The organism is Desulfovibrio gilichinskyi (genome assembly GCF_900177375.1).
Taxonomy (GTDB): domain Bacteria; phylum Desulfobacterota; class Desulfovibrionia; order Desulfovibrionales; family Desulfovibrionaceae; genus Maridesulfovibrio; species Maridesulfovibrio gilichinskyi.
This window is the reverse complement of record NZ_FWZU01000001.1, coordinates 96,211-117,768: the sequence shown is the minus strand read 5'-3', so window position 1 is coordinate 117,768 and position 21,558 is coordinate 96,211. Positions and strand designations below refer to the sequence as shown.

The window sequence follows — 21,558 nt, the reverse complement described above, 5'->3', positions numbered from 1 at the left end:
CCTAACACATTGCCTTAACTATATTTAAATCAACTTGCGTTGTAATCTCTATTCTAAAACTGACAGGCTAAATTGAACCCAGAAAAGCTTTAGTACGCGGGCTTTGCGGGTTATCAAACACTTCGGAAGGAGTTCCTTCCTCCACCACGTACCCGTTATCCATAAACACAACTTTACTGGCCACATTTTTTGCAAACTCCATTTCATGAGTTACAACGACCATGGTCATTCCGCTTTCAGCAAGGTCACGCATAACAGTTAAAACTTCACCTACCAGCTCTGGATCAAGAGCACTTGTCGGCTCATCAAAAAGCATAAGTTCAGGATTCATTGCAAGGGAACGGGCAATGGCGACACGCTGCTGCTGTCCGCCGGAAAGTTGTTTCGGAAAACGCTCTGCCCAGTCACTCAAACCTACTTTTTGTAATAATTCCTGAGCATGTTTTCTCGCTTTATCAGGATTTTCCTTTTTTACAGTAACCGGACCTTCAATAAGATTTTCTAGTACTGTCATATGCGGAAACAGATTAAAATTTTGAAAAACCATCCCGATCTTAACCCGCATCTTGCAAATGTCTTTCTCATTTTTTTCATATAATAAGCCGTTCCGCTCACGGGCACCGACAAGCTTATCGCCGATATAAATTCTGCCGGAATTAATTTTTTCCAAGTGATTTATACAACGCAAAAGCGTGCTTTTACCGGAACCTGAAGGTCCGAGAAGACACAGAACTTCACCTTTATTCACTTCTAAATTAATGCCCTTCAAAATCTCATTTTCACCATATGACTTATGAACGTTATTAACTCTGAGCATCGGTATGGTTTGGGACATGACTAAACTCTCACCTGTTGTCTTTTAAAAAAGGTAATCGATTTGAAAATATCTAAGATACCACGCTTTGCAGTAATATTCTGACCACGGTCAAAGTACCGCTCAATACCGACCTGAATAATGCTGAGTATGGTTACAACAATAAGATACCAACCGGTGGCAACCAGCAATAATTCCATAACTTTTGCATTTACAAAATAAATAAGCTGCGCCCTGTGCAGCAGTTCGGTAAAGGCAATAGCACTGGCCATAGATGAAGTTTTAAGAAGACCTATAAATTCATTTCCAACAGGCGGAACAATCACGCGCATAGCTTGAGGCAAAACAATGCGACGCATGGCAACAAGGCGCGTCATGCCTAAAGTTGTGGCGGCATCGACCTGCCCTTTATCAACAGACAAAATGCCGCCGCGCACGATCTCTGTCATATATGCGCCTTCATTAAGACCGAGACCCAGCAGAGCGGCAATAAACGGAGTCATCAGATCTACCATTCTGTATTCCGCAAACCCCAGATGAACTACCGGAAAAATCAGCGCCAGATTAAACCATATAAGCAGTTGCAAATAGACCGGAGCTCCACGGAACAGCCAGATATACAGACCGGCCACCATCCGAGCCACAGGATTTTGCGACAAACGCATAACGGCAAAAACTACTCCCAGAATCAAACCGATAATCATAGAGCAGAATGTTATCAGCAGGGTATTCCCCAAACCTTTTATAAGCGCAGGCGAAAAGAAAAACTCACCGACCACGGGCCAGTCAATCTGCCCTACAATGAAAGCCTGTATGATCAGCCCCATCAGGACGATCAGTACAGCTCCTGAAAACCAGCGGCCGTAATGACGGAGAGGGATAATTCTATCTTGTGTTTCCATATCTGTTCCGAAAATTCAGGGTTATATTTCTCGCTGAACATCATATTTCCGACTTTCAGAAATGCCCGGCAGCGTTCTATTATTGTTGAACAAAGATTGTAATACAAAAATTGTTGAACAATAATTGCCCTACAAAAATATGCGCGTCAAGCAGAATAATGACGGAGACCTCACCCATTCACCCAGCCGTCTATCAAATGACTGCGTAGCAAATCCACTGCCAATCAACTTGACAACCATGACACCAAAATTTATTGCCCAGTCAAGGAGTTGGAAAGTGTAAAAGACAGGCTGCGGCTTATGGGTATACTTAATAAAATCGTAGACAATTTATCTTGTCATATATCTAACAACGAACTCAAAGGCATTTAAGCCTATGCTTTTATTAAGGTAAATACGTGCCAAAAATTAATATAATTAAAAGATTTTTTTTAGTAATTTTAGGGCTTTTTATAATGGCGCTAGGCGTAGCCCTGTCAGTTAAGGCAAATTTAGGTGTTTCGCCTATATCGTGCATTCCATATATTTACAGCCTGAAATTTAATCTATCTATCGGCGAACTGACCATACTCATGAATATTCTGTTTGTGATCGGTCAATTTTTAATTTTACGGAAAAAATACACTCTTCTTCATTTATCACAACTATTGGCAATAACTGTATTTGGGTTTTGTATCGACTTTGCCATGTATCTTATTGCAGAACTAAATGCTCCTACTTATATATGGCAGGTATTTTGGTGTCTTCTCAGCTGCGTGGTTATTGCATTCGGCATATTCCTACTTGTTAAAGCCAACCTTACATATCTCCCCGGTGACGGCTTAGCTGTTGTTATTACAGACACTTATAAGAAAGAATTCGGCAAAATTAAAGTCGGATTTGACAGCTCAATGGTCACCATCGGTATAATCAGTTCTTTCATCTTATTGCACCGACTGGAAGGAGTACGCGAAGGAACAGTCGTGGCGGCACTGTTGGTAGGCTCTCTGGTTAAATTCTATAACAACAAAATTCATATACTTGATTCATGGCTTGGATACGAGGCAGATGCAGAAATACTTGAGAAACTGCCGGAAACATCCGGCGACTTTCGAGTTATCACAATTTCTCGTGAGTACGGTAGCTGCGGGCATAAAATAGGTCAGGAAATCGCCAAAAAACTGGGAATCCCTTTTTATGATAAAGAACTGATTAATATCACCGCAGAAGAAAGTGGGTTTACAGCAGAATATATTCAAGAAAATGAACAGAAACTTGCAGGATCTTTGCTTGAAGAACTTTACATGCAAAACTATGCATATGTAAAAGACGAAATGCCTCCGTCAGATGTTCTGTTCTTGGTACAAAGTAAAATCATCCGAAACATCAGTTCCAAAGGTCCATGTGTAATTGTAGGACGCTGTGCGAACTATATTTTGAAGGACAACCCGAACTGTTTCAACGTATTCATCCATGCTGGTAAAGAGTACCGTAAATCGAAAATTATTAATGAATATGGCGTTGACTCGGTAATTTCAAATGAAGAAATAGAAAAACTGGACCGCGAACGCGCGAACTACTGTAAAAAGTATACCGGTGAAAACTGGAAAGATTCCACAAATTACCATGTTGCAATAGACAGTTCGTTTTATGGTTCGGAACAAATAGCAGATAAACTTATTGAACTGCTTCCGGAAACAGTTTCGCAGTATTAATCCTGCCTTTGGAATATACTGAGAAAACTTTTTCTATTTTTCAAATTCGCAAATAATTTATGAATCGTCATCCTCTTCATCTAAAAGCATCTGCGCCATTTGCAAGGCACTCCCCTGACTTTTAAAAACATTCTCTTCGCCCACAACTTGAATAAGCCCAAGTTCCCTCATGCGCTTACACATGCCGTCCTGCAGGGCAATAACAACTCTGATATCCACATCACGAAGTTTTTCAACCATTTCGCTTAAAGCAAAAACAGCGGAGATATCAATAAAAGGAACGGACATACAGTCAACCACCACAATACGCGTACCCAGCAGACGCTCAACCTTATCCGTCATCTGAGAAGTTGTGCCGAAAAAGAACGGCCCATTTATAGTAACAACACGGATGCGGAAATTGCTGTCTTCTTGGATCTCACGTTCAGAAACGGAATTTTCCTTACCTGCTCCGGCATCCAAAATACTTATGCTGGTATGGCTGGCTATGCGCCATGTAGTCATAATCGCCGCAAGCGTTACTCCGAGAGCCACCGCTACAATCAGGTCTACAAAAACCGTGACCCCGAAGACTGTAACCATCACCATTAAATCCTCACGCGGAATTTTACGCACGAGGCGCAGCAGCCGATAATCAAGAATATCAACACCGACTTTGACTAAAATTCCGGACAGAACCGCAAGTGGAATATGTGAAGCTAACGGCCCCGCTCCTACAAGTATCAACAAAAGGACCAGAGAATGAATAACTCCGGACAATCTGGTCCGCCCCCCGGCCTTGATGTTGACGACAGTACGCATGGTCGCCCCGGCCCCGGGAAGACCTCCCATAAAACCGCACAAAGCATTACCTATTCCCTGCCCTATGAGTTCTCTGTTTGAATCGTGGTGATCCTTGGTTACGGAATCCGCAACTATTGAAGTCAGCAAAGAATCGATTGTACCAAGCAAGGCAAGAGCAAACGCTGTTCCTGCAATACTGCTCCACTGTGCTAGATTTATGGACGGAAAATGAAATTCCGGCAATCCTGAGGGAATTTCCCCTATGGTATGTACCGGAAGATTAAATATCCCAGCGATAGCGGTCATACCTACCAGCGCAATAAGCGGCGAAGGCACCACCCGCGTGATGCGTGGAGGAATCTTAAATACAATAACCATGGTTGCAACAGCCAGAGAAAGACTTGGAAGAGAAACATTCGCAATAGCTTCAGGCATATGCACTATTGCCATTAACGGAGAACCGATGCCTGCACTGCCCAAAATAGGTTCAATTTGCAGCAGTATAATAATTACGCCGATGCCTGTCATAAACCCTGAAATAACCGGATAGGGTATAAACCTGACAAATCCACCCAAACGGCACACGCCGAAAATAATCTGAATAATTCCGGCCAGAACAACTACCATACAGACAGATTGAAAATCCCCTGCAAAGGCGGCTATTGCCGTAGCAGTCACCACCGTCATCGGACCGGTCGGGCCTGACACCTGAGTAGGAGTTCCGCCCAGTATGGCTGCGAAAAATCCAAGAATAATCGCACCGTAAAGACCGGCGGCAGCCCCCGCCCCGCTTGCCACACCAAAAGCAAGGGCAAGAGGCAAAGCGATAATACCCGCAGTAAGACCACCGAAAACATCACCCATCAAAGCAGTAGGTTTAAAACCGACTTTTAATACGTTGCTCATTTAGGCTTGGTCCTTCTGCAAATCTTTTGCACTCATTCTCTGGCGATGCAAACGCCCTGTTTCAGCAGCTCCATCGATAGTTTTAATCAGCTCATCTAGCTCGACAGGCTTAATCAAAAACTTATATGCACCCCAGCGAATACTTTCCATAGTACATAGCGGCGTACCGTGAGCACTCAACATGATAACTTCCACAGCAGGATACTTCTTTTTTATTAAATGAAGTGTGTCCAAGCCGTTAGGCTCAGGCATTCTAACATCAAGTACAACAACCTCTATACTGAAATCTGCGGCAAGGACCTCTACAGCAGCTTTTCCGCTATTTACATGTTGCACTCTATAACCGCGTTTTGTCAGACGCTTAGCCAGCGCATCGACAAAACCGGTCTCATCATCTGCTAAAAGTACATTCACAGACATTTTCTTAACCTCTCAGTAACAAGTTTTATCTTAATTTTTAATAACGGCGGGAAACAGCTTGAAATCTTCAAAAAACTTCTTTTTATATTTCTCAACTTCACAACTGTTAGTCATAATCATATCAAGCTGACGGGTATGAGTGATGAGATACCCTAAAATTTTGAGACGTCTTTCCATACTTAACCGTTCAAGACCTTCAAGGCGGGCATTTAGATTATCTTCCCTGATCCTTACTCTAAAATCGAACTCATCAAGAATTTCACCTACAAATTTTGCCCGCAGGATTCTACGCTCCAGATTCGCGGCTCCACCCTTGAATTGAAAACTTGCATAATTTTCGCTCACTCGATCACTGATAAGAGCTTCCACTCCGCAAAAATGAAAACCGAAGCGGGATTGCAAACAGCAATACCTGTCTGAAATCATAAAATAATTTTTCTGAGAAAATCTGGACGAACTTGTTGTATTTAAATCAGGGTTAACCGTTGCCTCAAACATTACAGAAAGAAGCCCTTGTGTATGAACAGCCGGAGGGCCGTCCCACGGAACAGCCTGCATGCCTTCCCATAATGCACGCATGGGAACCGAGTTTATATCTTCAAGAAGAACACACCTGTCTGTTCTTTTTCGTCCTTCAGGAGAAATACCGTTTCCAAGATTAAGAACCCAGAACTGCTTCGGCACATTGCAAATAAGCTGACGTGACGCAGACTGCACAAATTCTTTTTTAGTTCCGAATTCAAACATTTCGCGAACTGCCATCTCATGGCAATAACGCATGATGTCATGCAAAGTTTTACAATTTGAAGGCTTGAATTTAGGAGAATCAGGATCAGTCAGATTAAGCCGCACAATATGTCTTGCCGCTTTTGTAAGCGTTGCCTGAACAGAGCTGCCGCGCATAAGCCGATGCCTTGGTTTTTCTTTAAGCAGTTCATCAACTTTTCCGACGTATACAGCACGCCCGTCCGCATCTACAGTAACAATCTGCCCTTCTTCAAAACTGCTCAACGCCCCTTTTACTCCAAACAATGCAGGCACTCCGAATTCTCTGGCGACGTTGGCTAAATGTCCGGCAATACCGCCCTGTTCAGTTATTACGGCGCAGCATCTGCTGAGAAGAACCGCGCGGCTGGGTAAAGCCTGTCTTAAAATGAGCACAGCCCCATCCGGAAAACGAAGCGCATCAGCATCCTTACGGAAAATAAAAACAGGACCGACTCCTACACCGGGGTTAGCTGTACGCCCTCCTGAAAGTATAGGGATAGATACGGAGCTGGTTTGCAGAACAACTTCAGAAGGATCTTCCAGTTGCATCAAAGGTCTGCATTGCAGAATATAAAGATCACCGTCTTCTGTAATTGCCCATTCAATATCCTGCGGCAAACCGAAGTGATCTTCTATACGAACGGAATTTTCAGCTACGTTTACAACCTGATCATCACTTAAAGAAGGTTCACCCCTGAGACGTTCAATCTGGCTGACTCGGCATACGCCTTCACCTGTATCGCAAACATATTTATCTTCCTTATCTGCAATATGGCGACCTATCACCTGCATTGGCTTAGTACGGCTGACCATAAACTCATCGGACTCAGCAGCCCCGTCAACAACACCTTTCGGTAAACCCCAAACTGAATAGACAGAAATATTTTCATCACGGATATTCATAGGGTTCCGCGAATACGCAACGCCTCCGGCGGTTGCATCAATCATCATTATGCACCCGACACTCATGGCGACATCCTCATCACGAATGCCGCGATTAATGCGGTAAGCCATTGCCTGCAAAGAATACTTGGAAGCCATTACCTCTTTACAGGCTAAAAGTAATGAACTGCGATCTACATTTAAAATGGAGCGGTACTGTCCGGCGAAAGCAGCACCTTCGCTGTCTTCACCTAAAGCACTGGAGCGGACCGCAACATTTACTGCCCGTCCCTTACCGGCACTTAATGAATCATATGCTTTCAAAATTTCTGCGGCTACATCGTCCGGCAGATCAGAATGTATTATCAACTGCATTATTTTTGACGAAAGTTGAAACATTGCTTCCCGATCTTCAGGATCAACAGTCTGAATAATTCTATCGACTTCTTCTTCAAGGCCGTCCTTTTTCATAAATTTACGAAAAGCCCCGGTGGTTACAACAAAACCGTCAGGAATTTTAAGCCCGAGCTTGTTCCCAGCTTCGCCGAGGGTTGCCATCTTAGGTCCGCATAAGTCGGCCTGATCACGCCCGACATCAGACAAAGCAAGAACAAGATCTCCGTCTTCATTATGCTGCTTGGATTCAAGATGCGGTGAAATCTTATTTTGAATAGCGGAAAACTGATCGTAAAGTTTTTTATAAGAATCCTGATCAAGTTCATTAAGATGTCTTATCATCTGAAAAACTGAAGTTGAAATTCGAGTGCATAAAGCCCGCACATAGTGCATCCCATACGGCTGAAAACCGCGAAGAGCCTCTTCCAGTTCCGCCATAAGCTCATGGGTCGCAGTGTTGGCCTGAATGAGCAGCCTGAAATGATCATAGCGAGTCGCGAACGTCCGGCGTATTTCAGCCAGATCTTCTTGTGTTTTTTCGGCTTGTTTTTTCCTGAAAGGAAGCCAATCAAATAAACTCATATGTCCGCGACCCGCTTATAATTATTAGTTTTCAATCAGTTAAATTACATTTCTTTTTTTCTACTGGACTTCATCTCAAGGCCGACCCCTTCGAACATGAAGAAGATCGCATAGCCCCACCACATGGTATAAATGACATAGAAGACAAGTGAAAAAAGAATAATCCCCCACCGCTCAGAAGCATGCTGTCCCTCAATGCCGTAATAGTTGTAACCAACTTCTATGGCCCGGTTAATAACGTTTTTACTTATAAACGTTGCAGGTGGAAATTTCTTCTGCTGATCCAGAGAACTTTTCACTTCTTTCATTGTCTGCCACCATACGTACAGAGCCTGCTTTGCGTCCATACCATACTTTGCTTCAAGGACATTCCCGTTGTTATTAAACATAACATCCGAGTCTTCCGTTGCGCGCATCATGAGCGCACCTATATCGCCGGAAACGGTTATTCCCTGCCCGGATTTGGTCACTGCAAAACCATTCGCTTCCAAGATTGTAGTAGCATATGGAATGAACTTAATTTTATCTTCAAAAATAGTTGTTTCAAAATTCTTGCCATCAAACTTTTTGATCCCTTCCTTGACCTGAGGAATATAGTAAGTTGACCCTTTGGATATAGAATTAAACAAACCATCTGAAGCATGGAAAGCATTCATACCGTTAAAACTCGGGGTAAACATATAATAAAGAATCCCCAGAAAACCTAAAGCAAGGGTCAGCCCCGTATAAAAATGTTTTTTATCGCGTATCAACATAATCTAACCCTCCCTCAATTCCTTGATTTTAGACAGGAATGTACCGATAACCCACACTGCAAACACCCCGATAGTCAAGAAAAACAACCAATTACCTACATTTGTTAAAAAGGCGCATAAATCCAGGTTTATCGACAGGATCTTCATATCATTAAGCTTTGACGGCATAGCAAACAATCTGTTTACAAATCCTGCAAGAATTGCCAAAGCGTAAAAACCACGGATATATAATCCGGGAACAAGCTTAGTTACGAGAGCTCCTATCTGAATACCGAGAAGCGATCCCAAAAGCATTCCCATTGCCAAAGTGTAAAAGATAAAACCGTAAATTGCGTACTGAGTAATTGCAGCAAATCCAGCTGTGAAAATGATCTGCAAAATATCAGTTCCGACAGTTGTAAACGAACTTACACCTAGAACATATACGAACATAGGAAAGGTCAAAAAACCTCCGCCAACGCCCATAATAGCTGCCATAAAACCAACTATAACCCCGCAGAGAGCAACAAACAGACCGGAGATTTTCTTACCGCCGGGAATTAAATCTTCATCAAAAGAAATCATCGGCGGTATATGAGCAGATTGAAGCTTGGCAGGAAGACCGCCTGAACTGCTACCTCCGCCTCCGTGCGCGTCACCGCCGTTTCCGGCTTTGCGTAAGCGCAGAAAGTCGAGCATTGCATACATACCCAGGAAGCCAAGCAGAACAACATAAATGACGGAAATAAAAGCATCAGACGCAACAGGATTCGCCTCGTAAATCATACGGTTCAAAACCCCGCCTCCGAGTACGCCTGCACCTGATCCAACTAAGAAAGCAACAGCAAGTCCAACCGAAACGTTTCCGAGTTTCTTATGCACAGCCGTTCCCATGATTGCTTTAGCAAAAATATGGAACAAGTCAGTACCTACTGCCAAAATACCCTTAATTCCGGCCGACATCAACGCAGGAGTAATAATAAACCCGCCGCCTGCTCCGATACATCCGGTAATTAAACCGGCGCAAACACCGATGGCGATAGAAGCCACAAAAATACCTGTTGTATAAAAAGCCGGAGTATAGGCTTTGCTGCCGCCGAGCATTGCCGGTAAATTAAGATCATCAGCAAAAGCGAGTGAAACCATCAGCCCTAAAGCGGTCAGTATAGCAAGAAGCCATACTTTACGCTTATCCCTGATAATACTGGTGGAGACCTCCAGATCCCACCTTGCATGGGCCATCGCTGCCTGCTGCAACGCAGTATAAAATTTACGTGCAAAATTCATAAGATTATCCTTATTTTAATTTTTATGTCCTCATTCTTGACCATTGCCACTATTCTCACCTTCTGATGCGCTTCACGCCTGAAGGATTTTTCAAATTTAGCGATTAACAGCCTGATGAATTTTTCCGAGCAACTCTTCCAGATCACAAGGCTTTAACAGATAATCAAAAGCACCATGCTCCATACCTTCTTTGGCTGCTTTTCCGGAACCGTGTCCGGTAAGCATAATCACAGGCATGTCCGGAGCCATTTTTTTGAATATTTTAAGAACCTCAATCCCATCCATGTCCTCCATTTTAAGATCCAGAATTGCGACATCAAAATCATTCTTCCTTAAACTCTGAATTGCGACGGTTCCGCCGACGGCAGTCACAATTTTCAAACCGCGCTTACCGAGGCGTTTTTGCAAAACCTCGGTGAACCCACGTTCATCATCTACAATCAAGACCCTGATCATCTGAACGGACATGACAACTCCCTTTAATCGCCTCTGCGCAATTCAATATGCCTCGCTCTAGCCTCATATATTTTATTTTCCTGAGACTGCTTTTTCAGATAGGCATCTTTAATCTTTGCAAGAAGCTCTTCCATCTCACACGGCTTAAGCATGTAATCAAACGCGCCGTTCTTCATGCCATCAATGGCACTTTCAACAGTCGCATGTCCTGTAAGCATTATTACTTCCACCAGCGGGTGCTCTGTCTTGATCATTTTAAGAACATCTATTCCGCCGATACCCGGCATTTTGACATCTAAGACAACCACATCGATGGAATGATTATTTGCAAGGATCTCAAGTCCGTCCTGCCCGTTATAAGCGGTGTGAACAGTCAGACTCCGTTTGCTGAGCCGCTTTGACATGGTGTCCACAAATCCATGCTCGTCATCGATAAGAAGAATAGTAGCTAACATGGCATAACCTCCTGTTTTATTGTAATTTACAAACAACGAATAATTATCAAATCACACCTATGAAATTCGTTTATTACCCATCACACTCCAAATCCGGACGGCCGGATTCATCTTTGGCTGCAGGTAGTTTCAGAGTGAAAACAGTTCCTTTATCAAGAGCTGATTTCACAGTGATTTCACCATTCATTTTACTTATAATTCCGTATATTATGGACAACCCGAGACCTGTCCCTTTGCCTACAGGCTTAGTTGTAAAAAATGGATCAAATATTCTGGAAAGATTGGACTTCGGAATACCGCATCCGGTATCGGAAATTGAGACAACTACAACACCGTCTTCAAAGCGTGTTGAGATATCAAGCTCCCCTCCTTTGGGGTCCATTGAATCGATGGCATTATTGATGAGATTCAAAAAAACCTGCTGCAGCTCTGACGGACTGGCAGCAACTCCAGGCAGATTATCTGCAAGACTGGTTTCAATATTAACATTGGCATACTTCGCGCGCTGTTCGCACAGATCAGCCATTTCATGAATTAAATCATTTAAACAGACACGTATAATTGTAGGATCTATTTTATGTGCAAAACTCAGCAGTTTATGAGTGATATCCTTACAACGTGTTCCCTGACTGCGAATCTGGGTCAAAGCGCGCGAAACCTCACGCTCATTGTCCTCAACATACAGCCCTTCCTCGAGCAGATCCTGAATCCATCCGGCTTCTTCAACCATAATCGCTACCGGATTATTAATCTCGTGAGCGATTCCCGCTGCAAGTTCCCCGACAGAGGCAAGCTTTCCAGCTTCAATGACCTGCTCATTCATCATGTCCTTTTCAAGATCAGACATTTCAACTTTGCGGGCCATCCTTTTAGACATGAGATATGCCATTGCAATAATGGCTACTCCGCCTAGCAACAAGACGACAGTCGCCAGATTTCTGGCCTGATTAAGATCGGAAAAAGCATCGCTTACATCCTGCTGATATATCATCAACCAATTGCCGTTCTTAATAGGGCTGATTACAAAAATTGTCTCATGTCCGGTGGCTGGATTTGTTTTGATGCTGATAGAGGCTCTGCGTCTCAGCAATCCTGAGAATTCATTCTTTCCTGCAGCCAGTTCTTTCAAATAAGGAACTTCTTTAATAAGGTCTTCGCGGGGTGTGGTTTGGAATTCACCTTTACGGTTGATAATAAAAGCCAGCCCTGTTTCACCAATGCGGATATCTTCCACCAGTTTATTAAATGCGATGAAATCGAGAGTAGTCCGCAGAACCCACTTCTCTCCGCCTGACTCAAGAAGAACGGCTATAATAAAATGCGGCACACCTCTGAGACCGAGAAAAACATCACTGACATATATCTGTCGTTCCTGAATATTCTTGAACCAGTCTGCGTTTGCATAGTCAGCACCCCTAAGATTGAAAGGTCCTGCGTAAGCGACCTGAACCCCCTTACTGTTCACAAGTCCAAGGTCGACAAAATCTCCTCTATGATGACGAAGTAATGAAATATGCAAAGCTTTGAGGCGGTCTTCATTTTTCAAATTATCGATGCCTTCCAGATCAGCTAAAACCTGTATCTCTGCTATTCTTTCTTTTAGATAGGAATCAACATTTTGATCGTGCTTGAGAACAAGTTCCCGCAAGTGAGCTATAACCTTAGCCTTATAAGCGACGCTGTACTGATAGCCGGCTAGAAGCGTGATAATAAGCAGCGGAGTAAACGACACGAGAATAATCGTGAACATCATACTCTTAGCCAGACCGTGATAGTAACGGTTAGACATTATTATTCTCCGGCTCATCATTTTCAATTAAATCAGGATAATATCGATTTAAAACAATTGACACCATTCTGGTCAGGTTCTCGGGATTACCGCTTTTTTCAACCATGCCCGCAACCTTCTGGAGGAAAGGATCCTCGGACAGTTCTTCAAGATAGCTATGCAGGATAACCGGGACATTCGGATAATTGGTTACAAGCTGTTGCAGCAACCCTCCATCCAAACCCTCAGGAGTGTTCACAGCGAGCACAACGAGGTGAGTAGTGATATCTGAATCGAGTTTTAAAAATAACTCATTCCCGTTACCTGCATCTTCAACAAGAAAATTACGCCTAGAAAATTCGCGCCGCAGAAAATCCCGCATCCGACGGTTACGTTCCACGATAAGAATTCTGACTTCAGTCCTTTGCATCCATTCCTCCAGCAGGGTTACTTGTAAAAGGATATTGGCAATAGTTGTGCCAAGAATACACGCAAAGATATTAACATATAATATACTTAATTAATTGAATATTTGTTTAAGAAAAGAGATGGTGAAAGAGAAAAAAAGCAGTATAGGTGTCTGCTTTTTTTACAACACGAAAAAGAAGCCGTCGCCCATATACATGGACGACGGCTTTTATTAAGCAGATTGAATTTGGTTTATTAATTAACTTTAACTTGAGTTCTCAAACCGTATTTATCAATACGGGCATTCAAAGTAGGACGAGTCATGCCAAGCAGTTTGGCTGCGCGGGTCCGGTTGCCTCCGGTAATTTCCAGAGCTTCGCCGACAACAAGACGTCCGGCGTAATCCATAAGCATCTCGAACCCGTTTTCACCGGCATGTTTTGTAAGCACGCGTCTTATTTCTGCCTTGAAAGCATCCTCTGAAATATCAGATGGCGTATGCCTGTCAGAGCTGAGCCCGACGACCTGCGTAAGCTCACCACGTGTTATAGGTGCGCCGCGACTGAAAATTAAAGCTTTCTGAATCGCATTTGAAAGTTCACGGACATTGCCGGGCCATTCATGCGTAACTAGAAACTCTTTACCATCTTCAGAAAGTCCGGGGTTATGCATTTCCATTTCGGCACTGAGATGGTCTAAAAAATGATTTGCAAGTTCAAATACATCTTCACCACGTTCACAGAGCTTAGGAAGTCTGATGGTAACAACATTAAGCCTGTAATATAAATCTTCGCGAAATTCACCGTCTGCCACCGCTTTTTCAAGATCGCGATTCGTCGCTGCCAGAATGCGGACATCAACCGGAATGGAACTTCCTCCACCCAGACGTTCCAACTGCTTCTCCTGCAGCAAACGGAGAATTTTAGCCTGAATATTAAGCGGCATATCTCCGATTTCATCTAAAAAAACAGTCCCGCCCGCGGCTTGTTCAATCCGCCCTGCACGGCTCCGGTTTGCTCCGGTAAACGCTCCTTTCTCATATCCGAATAATTCAGATTCAAGTAAAGTGTCAGGAATTGCAACACAGTTGATAATCAGAAAAGGTTTATCCTGCCGCAAGCTATGTTTATAAATGGCCTGAGCAACTAACTCTTTTCCGGTTCCTGATTCACCGCGGATAAGTACTAGAGCGTCTGTTGCGGCAACACGGCCTATGGATTTATAAACCTTCTGCATAGCACGACTGCTGCCAAGTAACTGGTTAGTTGCCGAAGCGACTTGTTCCCGTGTGTCTGTATGTTCCCTGCTCCGTTTCGATGTTTCCAAAGCCTGACGGATCAGGGCCAGCATTTCAGGAATATCAAACGGTTTTAAAATATAATCGTAGGCCCCCATTTTAGTGGCTTCGATCGCGGTTTCAGTTGTCCCGAAAGCTGTCATGATAATAACAGCCATGCGCGGCGCACTTTCCCGCATCAGCCGGAATGCTTCAAGGCCGGTCATTCCGGACATACGCATATCCATAATAACCAGATCCGGCACAGACTCAGTCACGGCCGCGACCCCGGTTTCACCGGAAGAAGCGATACGCACAATATGTCCTTCCTGCGTCAAAAGCTTTTCAAAGCTTTGCCGCAGTTGAAAATCGTCATCTACAATCAGGATCTCAGCCATGTACTTGCATCCTTCAGTGGTAAAGCCATTACAAATGATGTCCCCTGCGGTCCTGAATCTTTAAGATGCAACCATCCGCCATGTTCAATCATAATGCGATTGGAAATAGATAGCCCCAGCCCCGTGCCTTCTTCTTTGGTAGAATAAAAAGGCTTAAAAATATCATCTCTGAATAAAGCCGGAATGCCCGGACCATTATCAACAATAGTCAGAGTTGCCATTTTACCGTAGGGAGCGATGGTCATAGAATCTTCCGTAATTGAGATTTTACCTCCATCAACCATGGCTTCACAGGAATTTAAAATTAAATTCATAAGAGCTTCTTTGAACTGCTCGGGATCAGCATTAACAACCGGTAAATTTTCGTTGCGGCAGACAGTTACAACCACGCCGCAAGATTCAAGACGATGGCTGAGTAAATTCAGAGTACTGTCTACAAGTTCAGACGGAGATACCAACTGAGGCCGCAGCTTTGGTGGACGGGAAAATTCCAGGAAATTTCTTATGATGGTATCCAGATGTCTGATTTCCTCGGAAATAACCTCAAAATCTTCCTTCTGAACAGCATCAAGATCAAGACTGCGTTCAAGCGAGAATAAACGCATTTTCACCGAGGTCAGCGGATTGCGGATTGAGTGCGCCATTCCTGCGGCGAGCTTGCCGACTGTGGCCATTTTCTCGGACTGCGCAACTTGGTCACGACTATGTTGAAGCATCTCGTAAGCATTTTCAACATCATCAAGCAGATTCTGCATGCGCTCGGACAATGCACCGACTTCACCGGAAAGAAAATCCGGTACACCTTTTTCTTCCAGCAGGGCCAAATGGCGAATAGGATCAAGTATACGTTTGATGAGAATAAAACCGATCCACACAGCAAGGAACGCGGACAGCGGAACTGAAGCAAGAGACAAACCGGTCAAAACCTTTGCCTGCTTTTTGTAATTTACAGCGGCAGACCTGATCTGTTCCTGATGCAACTGCTTGTATTGCTCGCAAAGGTCATAAATTGACTGAAAACGTGCACGAATCTTCCGATGCAGTTCAACTCCTTCTTTGTTGAGATTTTTACTATACAAACTGATGACTTCATTTCGAGAAAAAATATAATGAAGATAATCCGACTCAATGTTGTTTAGAATAGTCCGTCCCTGATCTAAATAATTTGTCTCTCTGGCTTTATTTAACAAAGCTTCAAACTGTTTATTGTGATTTTCAAGGCGGACAAGCCATTTGTCATCATGATCCAGTGAATAGTATGTTGTAAGCCCCTGCTGTGCCATCAACTCTTTTTCAAGTCCCTGTGCGGAAAGTAATGCTCCGATATCGGATTTTTCCATATGCTGAAAAAGGTGCTGAGTGGCATAAACATACCATAGCGTCACCCCTGCAACCGCTAAAGTCGCTACAACAAGGCCTATCAACAAACATAGTAATTTGGCGCGCAATGAAATGTGCTTAGACCCCAACTTTATTTTATCTGGCATGACTATAAACTTTATCGCTTAATTATTACTGGTTTATTGAATTGCAATTAACGCACGAATTCAGCTTGAAGCTGTTTTATAACTTTAATATTTGCATTACTTCAAGAGGTTAATCTGAGTTTGCTTTTAATAAGAGTTCAGCAATCGTCCACTGCTTCATACAAAGAAATATGCCTGAAAAGACTGGAATGCCACTGCTAAGCAAAACTTTTGTGAGTATCATAAATGAATTTAAGAGGCTTGTTAATCTGCGCAACTATGAATTTTTTTTCAACAGCTTCATAATAGTTTTTAAAAGGCTGTCAATCTCAACAGGCTTAGACAGATAATCGTTCATGCCTGCTCTCAAAAAATCATTTTTACTGTTTGCTGTTGCATAAGCGGTTAAAGCCACAATCGGGATCTCAATATTATCATCCCCTGCGCGCCCGTTTCTTATAGCAACGGTCGCCTCAATCCCGTCCATAAGCGGCATACGGATATCCATCAGAATCAGATCATATCTTTTTTTCTCCAATTCTTTTAATGCTTCAAGCCCGTTTTCAGCGGTACCGACATTAAAGCCTGACTTCTTTAAAATTGCTTTAATAGCAATCATATTTATTCTTTCATCTTCGACCACAAGTATTGAATAATTGCATGATTCTGAAATATTCATTGTTGAACATGCTTCGGCAGGAAGCGGTTTGCTGCTGCCTTTTTTGAATGGGATGGACACATAAAAAGAAGACCCTTCTCCAACTTTACTTGTGACAGAAAGATTTCCACCCATCAGCAACACAAGTTGTCTGACAATTGCCAATCCCAGACCGGCCCCTTGATATAAACGTTGATATCCTTCATCCGCCTGAATAAACATACCGAACAAATTTTCAATATTTGCTTCTTCCATACCGATGCCGGTATCCGACACAGAAAAGAGAATTCTAGAAACATCAGGAGCGGTATCCGGGAGCAAATGGACCGCAACGCTGACCTTTCCTCGCTCGGTAAACTTAACAGCATTCCCCACAAGGTTATTTAGAATCTGACTGATCCTTAAAGAATCACCTACAAGAGTTGCAGGAACGGAGCTGTCCATATGCAATTTTAATTTTAGACCGCGCTGCTTACATGCCGGACCGAAAAGCGGCTCTATTGCTTCAAATAATCTTGCAGATTCAAATTGTTTCTCTACCAGCTTAACCTCACCGGATTCTACCTTGGTTAAATCAAGAATATTCCCAAGCAAATCTGTCAGCCTTTTTGCAGATTGAATAGTAAGCTTAACGTAATTAGCCTGCTCCTCATCAAGTTCAGTTTCTTTGATAAGATAGAGCATACTTACAATCCCGTTTAACGGAGTCCTGAGCTCATGACTCATATTTGCCAAAAAAGACGATTTTGCCTTATTTGCGGCATCGGCTTTCTTTTTCTGTTTTATAAGTTCAAGATTTTTGTTCAAAATCTGTTTGCGCATTTTATCCAGACTATGGGCCATCTCATTATATGAATGTGCCATCTCCAGCATTTCATCAGGGAAATTATCCGTTTCTATAAGCGGTTCTGAATCACCTTTTTTAAGGCTGACGAATGCTTTTTGGAAAAGACCTTTGGCGGTAGTGATTAATTCATGAACCGAGAGAACTGTGATACACATCCAGTCCATGGAATTTATTCTCTGCCAGTGAACCTGAAATGATCCGCTAGCGGAATTAAAATTTCTATATCCATTTTTTGATTCAAAAAATTTTTGCAGGTTTATATTTTCAAAGCATTCATGAATATCATTAAAATTAATAAGAGCTATTTCTCCTTTATCCATTTCTTTTGTGAATATGCCTCTGCTGTCGGCAATTAATGACCCGCTTTTATTAACAATGCAGGTCAGCTGACTCTTCCGGCTTGCCGCCAGAATCTCATGGCGCACCAGCCCTTCCACCTTTATATCAATACTCCACAGGCCGACAAAATCATGCTCCATATACACAGGAATCGACGCGGCAACTATCAATCCCCGTCCTGCGTAATCCACATGTGGCACCGACCAGCGAACTTCTCTTTCCGGGTTTACTTCAGGATTGACTGAGGCGAAAGTATGGTATTTAGACCAGTCAAAATCTGGAGTAATAGCTTGTATCTGATCAATGTAGGGGAATTGCAAAGCGGTGTTTGTGACATCCTGATAATATATCCAGACGGCACTAGGAATTCTCTCATGCATGGATGCAAGAATATCACCGATATTGTGAAGGCAATACAGATGGAACCTGGCAATTTCATCATCAATTTTATCAGGGGGCCACGAAAAACTTACAGCATCACCGACCAGTTTTCTCTTTCTGAAATCTGCAAGCTGGGAGATACTTAAAAAGAAGCCGTCTTCCCCCACTGCAAAATCATTTTCACTGAGCCAGTGAGCTATTACGGTGCGATCATGCTCCGTTTCAATAAAAAGCTTGGACGTCAGAGAATCTAAAAAATAAAGGAAATCCTCTACCCTTTCCAGTTCACAAGACACAACCTGAGTAATAGACCTGAGTTGAGTCTGAATATGTTTAAATTCCGGCATAAAAACCCCGCTCTTTTTAAAACACCTCTCTTTTAAGATACTACGTATAAAATATCTTCACAAGGAGGAGATTAAAAAACAGCGCGAGTGGGTAATATATTAAATAAAAAACTCACACAGATACTTACCGGCGGTAAAAAGAATGACGCCGCAAAGCATCCACTTAATTAAACTTGCAGAAAAGAACTTCTGGCATCGTGCTCCGAAATACATACCGAATAAACCGCCTATTCCGAAAAGAAAGCCTAACCCCCAGTCAGGCGCGATAACCTGTTCTGGATAAAGCGGGGCTATAATCTGGTAAAAGGCAACGCCTGCAACCGAGGTAACAAAAGTTCCCATAAGAGCTGCTCCCGCAACAGTATAAACAGGCAATCCGAAAACAGCTACAAAGAACGGAGCGATGATTGATCCGCCGCCGATTCCATAGATTCCGCCAACCACTCCGACCACAAGAGAAAGAGACAGAATCCCCACGGTAGAGAAATCATATATTTCCCCATAGAATTCATAAACAATGCGCTTCATGGAAAAAGTGCGGACCTGTACAGCGGAAGTATTCTCATCACGGTCAGTCCTTTCGCGATACTGAAGAAGCAATTTCTGAAAACGTTTCTCAGCTTCTTTTTTATCATTGGTATTTCCTTTGCCTACCAACCCCATCAGCAACTTGTAACCTATCCATAGCATTACCACTGCGGCAAAAATCTTAAAATTACCGGGATCAGGAAGATACTTAACGCGGATAATTGCGCCGATAAGCACCCCGGGCAACGTTCCAACAATAACTACAAAAGTAAGAGGCCAAACCATACGCCCTTCCCGGACATAACGGATTACACCTGAAGGGATAGCCACAATATTAAATAACTGATTTGTTGCACTTACCGAAGGTGTCGTGAACCCTAAAAAAGAAACTTGAAAAGGCAGCAATAAAAATGCTCCAGAAACTCCCCCCATTGAGGTAAAAAAGGATACTACGAACGCAACCAGAGGTGGTATGAAAGGATTAACTTCGATTCCGGCTGTGGCAAAATACATATTTTCTCCTTAAATACTAGGTTGCGGCAACTTCGTTTGCTTCTGTGACCGCAACATCAAGGGCCGGAGGTAAAAACAACGAAACAGTTGTTCCGATACCGGGTTTACTTGCAAGCTTAACTCGGCCGCCAAGTTCCTCAACGATCTTCTTAATCATTGCCAGTCCAAGCCCGCTTCCGTCTTCTTTTGTGGAATAGAAAGGATTAAAAACACGGTCCTGCTCATGCTCATTCATACCTACCCCGGTATCAGTCACTTGCAAAACAACATCGCCACCGTTCAAATCAAGCTTAAGCGTAATCACCCCGCCTTCAGGCATAGCCTCAACTGCATTTTTTATAAGATTAACAGTGCATTGCTTCAAAGCATCTTCGTCTCCTAGAACATTTGGAAGAGGAGAAACGGAGCAGACCTCAATTTTATACCCGCGCTGACCGTAACCGATGGACATTAATTCCGCGGCGTTCTTAACGACGGCCAATATATTCAGTTCCTTCCTTGATGTATGAGAGGATCGCACAAAATTAAGCATATTCGTGAGTAATCTGTCCAGCCGCTTTGTCTCTTCAACAATTATCTGTACCTTCTCACGATCCTTTTCATTAAGGGTCGAAGACTTAAATAATGAATTGGCAAATCCACCGATTGCAAAGAGCGGGTTGCGGATTTCATGAGCCAGATACGTGGACATTTCGCCGATTACAGCTAACCTGTCCCGCTGATTCTGGTGCTTTTCACGATTGGTACGTTCAGTAATATCTCGGTGCATGACCATAATATGAGACATTTCACCCCTTATATCAAAAACAGGATACGCATAGAGTCTGTAATATTGCAGCAGGCCGTCTTTATTCACTTTTGTAACAAGTGATTCTTCTTTTTGCCCGCTCCTTAAAGTTTTATGGAAGGGACATTCAGAATCAAACTTATCACAGAAAACAGATCCGTCACGCTGGCGTGCGGCGTTCCAACAGGTTTTACCTATCAAATCACTTTTTGGAATTTCAGCCCTGCGCCAGACAACACTGTTTAAATCCACAACACTTCCGTTTTTATCCATAAGAAATATATCTTCCCGTATTTCATCAATAATCGACTGAATCAGAACCTGCTGCTGAGCAAGATTATTCTTATAGTTACCCTTCACAAGGGCCATGTCATGCAGACCGCAAAAGAACACGATTTCGCGATGATCCATTAATGATACTGATTCAGGTAGATATTTTCTAATACTTGAAAACATATCATTGTTACCGGTCATTTCGATAACAAGATTAATATCAGGATGAATCTCAAGCATCTCAGCATAGGAGCTGTATATAGGAATACCAAGTTCACCAAGCGCAAGAGTGTCCTTCTTTTGGTGAACATCACTAATTGCTACCAATGTCATCTCAGGAAGAAACTCTCTAAATACTTCATTGTTGATAATATCCAAAAGGACTTTCAAACCCGGGCCGACTCCGACAATTCCTATAATAAACGGATTCATTGAACCGTTCCAATAACAGAGCCTCATATTATCTTGAGAAAATTCAGTCATGAGATGT

At 42.9% G+C, this 21,558-nt stretch carries 17 protein-coding genes; 1 reads left to right on the top strand and 16 read right to left on the bottom strand.

The annotated features are described in order from the left end of the window. Nucleotides 1-67: 67 nt before the first annotated feature. Both B9N78_RS00490 and B9N78_RS00485 read right to left on the bottom strand, forming a co-directional pair. Nucleotides 68-835 (bottom strand): amino acid ABC transporter ATP-binding protein, encoded by a 768-nt coding sequence (locus tag B9N78_RS00490; RefSeq protein WP_085096767.1) that lies wholly within the window; start codon nt 833-835, stop codon nt 68-70. Nucleotides 836-837: 2 nt separating this feature from the next. Next, complete coding sequence (locus B9N78_RS00485; RefSeq protein ID WP_085096764.1) at nt 838-1,716, bottom strand: amino acid ABC transporter permease; 879 nt, start codon at nt 1,714-1,716, stop codon at nt 838-840. Nucleotides 1,717-2,114: 398 nt separating this feature from the next. Between B9N78_RS00485 and B9N78_RS00480 the strand changes: the two genes are divergently transcribed. Further along, nucleotides 2,115-3,410: a cytidylate kinase family protein gene (locus B9N78_RS00480; RefSeq protein WP_281248157.1), complete on the top strand. Its 1,296-nt coding sequence runs from the start codon at nt 2,115-2,117 to the stop codon at nt 3,408-3,410. Nucleotides 3,411-3,467: 57 nt separating this feature from the next. Here B9N78_RS00480 and B9N78_RS00475 read toward each other — a convergent pair whose 3' ends face one another. The 14 genes from B9N78_RS00475 to B9N78_RS00410 all read right to left on the bottom strand — a co-directional run bounded on the left by B9N78_RS00475 (nt 3,468) and on the right by B9N78_RS00410 (nt 21,551). Next, nucleotides 3,468-5,099 carry a SulP family inorganic anion transporter gene (locus B9N78_RS00475; protein ID WP_085096761.1) on the bottom strand — a complete coding sequence of 544 codons (1,632 nt, stop codon included), beginning with the start codon at nt 5,097-5,099 and terminating at the stop codon, nt 3,468-3,470. Then, entirely contained in the window at nt 5,100-5,519 is a 420-nt protein-coding gene (locus B9N78_RS00470; protein WP_085096758.1) for a response regulator, read from the bottom strand. 30 nt (nt 5,520-5,549) lie between these two features. After that, nucleotides 5,550-8,147, bottom strand: coding sequence for a PEP/pyruvate-binding domain-containing protein (locus B9N78_RS00465; RefSeq protein ID WP_085096755.1), 2,598 nt, complete (start codon nt 8,145-8,147; stop codon nt 5,550-5,552). A gap of 44 nt (nt 8,148-8,191) precedes the next feature. Next, entirely contained in the window at nt 8,192-8,902 is a 711-nt protein-coding gene (locus B9N78_RS00460; RefSeq protein ID WP_085096752.1) for a hypothetical protein, read from the bottom strand. A 3-nt stretch (nt 8,903-8,905) separates the two neighbouring features. Continuing rightward, nucleotides 8,906-10,168, bottom strand: a complete 1,263-nt coding sequence (locus tag B9N78_RS00455) for a sulfite exporter TauE/SafE family protein (RefSeq protein WP_085096749.1) — start codon at nt 10,166-10,168, stop codon at nt 8,906-8,908. Nucleotides 10,169-10,264: 96 nt separating this feature from the next. Next, nucleotides 10,265-10,636, bottom strand: a complete 372-nt coding sequence (locus tag B9N78_RS00450) for a response regulator (protein ID WP_085096744.1) — start codon at nt 10,634-10,636, stop codon at nt 10,265-10,267. Between the two features lie 11 nt (nt 10,637-10,647). Then, nucleotides 10,648-11,079: a response regulator gene (locus B9N78_RS00445; RefSeq protein ID WP_085096741.1), complete on the bottom strand. Its 432-nt coding sequence runs from the start codon at nt 11,077-11,079 to the stop codon at nt 10,648-10,650. A gap of 73 nt (nt 11,080-11,152) precedes the next feature. Then, nucleotides 11,153-12,868, bottom strand: coding sequence for a sensor histidine kinase (locus B9N78_RS00440; RefSeq protein ID WP_085096738.1), 1,716 nt, complete (start codon nt 12,866-12,868; stop codon nt 11,153-11,155). Beyond that, entirely contained in the window at nt 12,861-13,277 is a 417-nt protein-coding gene (locus B9N78_RS00435; protein ID WP_085096735.1) for a response regulator, read from the bottom strand. The genes B9N78_RS00440 and B9N78_RS00435 overlap by 8 nt, the downstream gene beginning before the upstream one ends. A gap of 233 nt (nt 13,278-13,510) precedes the next feature. Beyond that, nucleotides 13,511-14,929 carry a sigma-54-dependent transcriptional regulator gene (locus B9N78_RS00430; protein ID WP_085096732.1) on the bottom strand — a complete coding sequence of 473 codons (1,419 nt, stop codon included), beginning with the start codon at nt 14,927-14,929 and terminating at the stop codon, nt 13,511-13,513. Next, nucleotides 14,914-16,416, bottom strand: a complete 1,503-nt coding sequence (locus B9N78_RS00425) for an ATP-binding protein (RefSeq protein ID WP_085096730.1) — start codon at nt 16,414-16,416, stop codon at nt 14,914-14,916. Before B9N78_RS00425 ends, B9N78_RS00430 begins: the two co-directional genes overlap by 16 nt. A gap of 256 nt (nt 16,417-16,672) precedes the next feature. Beyond that, nucleotides 16,673-18,967 carry a hybrid sensor histidine kinase/response regulator gene (locus B9N78_RS00420; protein WP_085096727.1) on the bottom strand — a complete coding sequence of 765 codons (2,295 nt, stop codon included), beginning with the start codon at nt 18,965-18,967 and terminating at the stop codon, nt 16,673-16,675. 99 nt (nt 18,968-19,066) lie between these two features. Next, entirely contained in the window at nt 19,067-20,008 is a 942-nt protein-coding gene (locus B9N78_RS00415) for a sulfite exporter TauE/SafE family protein (protein WP_085096724.1), read from the bottom strand. A 16-nt stretch (nt 20,009-20,024) separates the two neighbouring features. After that, nucleotides 20,025-21,551 (bottom strand): ATP-binding protein, encoded by a 1,527-nt coding sequence (locus tag B9N78_RS00410; protein WP_085096721.1) that lies wholly within the window; start codon nt 21,549-21,551, stop codon nt 20,025-20,027. Between the last annotated feature and the right edge of the window lie 7 nt (nt 21,552-21,558).

Coding starts and splice junctions, on each gene's coding strand:
- B9N78_RS00420 (WP_085096727.1), bottom strand. CDS start 18,967: ATGCCGGAATTTAAACATATTCAGACTCAACTCAGGTCTATTACTCAG.
- B9N78_RS00460 (WP_085096752.1), bottom strand. CDS start 8,902: ATGTTGATACGCGATAAAAAACATTTTTATACGGGGCTGACCCTTGCT.
- B9N78_RS00490 (WP_085096767.1), bottom strand. CDS start 835: ATGTCCCAAACCATACCGATGCTCAGAGTTAATAACGTTCATAAGTCA.
- B9N78_RS00410 (WP_085096721.1), bottom strand. CDS start 21,551: ATGACTGAATTTTCTCAAGATAATATGAGGCTCTGTTATTGGAACGGT.
- B9N78_RS00415 (WP_085096724.1), bottom strand. CDS start 20,008: ATGTATTTTGCCACAGCCGGAATCGAAGTTAATCCTTTCATACCACCT.
- B9N78_RS00485 (WP_085096764.1), bottom strand. CDS start 1,716: ATGGAAACACAAGATAGAATTATCCCTCTCCGTCATTACGGCCGCTGG.
- B9N78_RS00450 (WP_085096744.1), bottom strand. CDS start 10,636: ATGTCCGTTCAGATGATCAGGGTCTTGATTGTAGATGATGAACGTGGG.
- B9N78_RS00435 (WP_085096735.1), bottom strand. CDS start 13,277: ATGCAAAGGACTGAAGTCAGAATTCTTATCGTGGAACGTAACCGTCGG.
- B9N78_RS00475 (WP_085096761.1), bottom strand. CDS start 5,099: ATGAGCAACGTATTAAAAGTCGGTTTTAAACCTACTGCTTTGATGGGT.
- B9N78_RS00465 (WP_085096755.1), bottom strand. CDS start 8,147: ATGAGTTTATTTGATTGGCTTCCTTTCAGGAAAAAACAAGCCGAAAAA.
- B9N78_RS00430 (WP_085096732.1), bottom strand. CDS start 14,929: ATGGCTGAGATCCTGATTGTAGATGACGATTTTCAACTGCGGCAAAGC.
- B9N78_RS00470 (WP_085096758.1), bottom strand. CDS start 5,519: ATGTCTGTGAATGTACTTTTAGCAGATGATGAGACCGGTTTTGTCGAT.
- B9N78_RS00455 (WP_085096749.1), bottom strand. CDS start 10,168: ATGAATTTTGCACGTAAATTTTATACTGCGTTGCAGCAGGCAGCGATG.
- B9N78_RS00425 (WP_085096730.1), bottom strand. CDS start 16,416: ATGCCAGATAAAATAAAGTTGGGGTCTAAGCACATTTCATTGCGCGCC.
- B9N78_RS00445 (WP_085096741.1), bottom strand. CDS start 11,079: ATGTTAGCTACTATTCTTCTTATCGATGACGAGCATGGATTTGTGGAC.
- B9N78_RS00440 (WP_085096738.1), bottom strand. CDS start 12,868: ATGTCTAACCGTTACTATCACGGTCTGGCTAAGAGTATGATGTTCACG.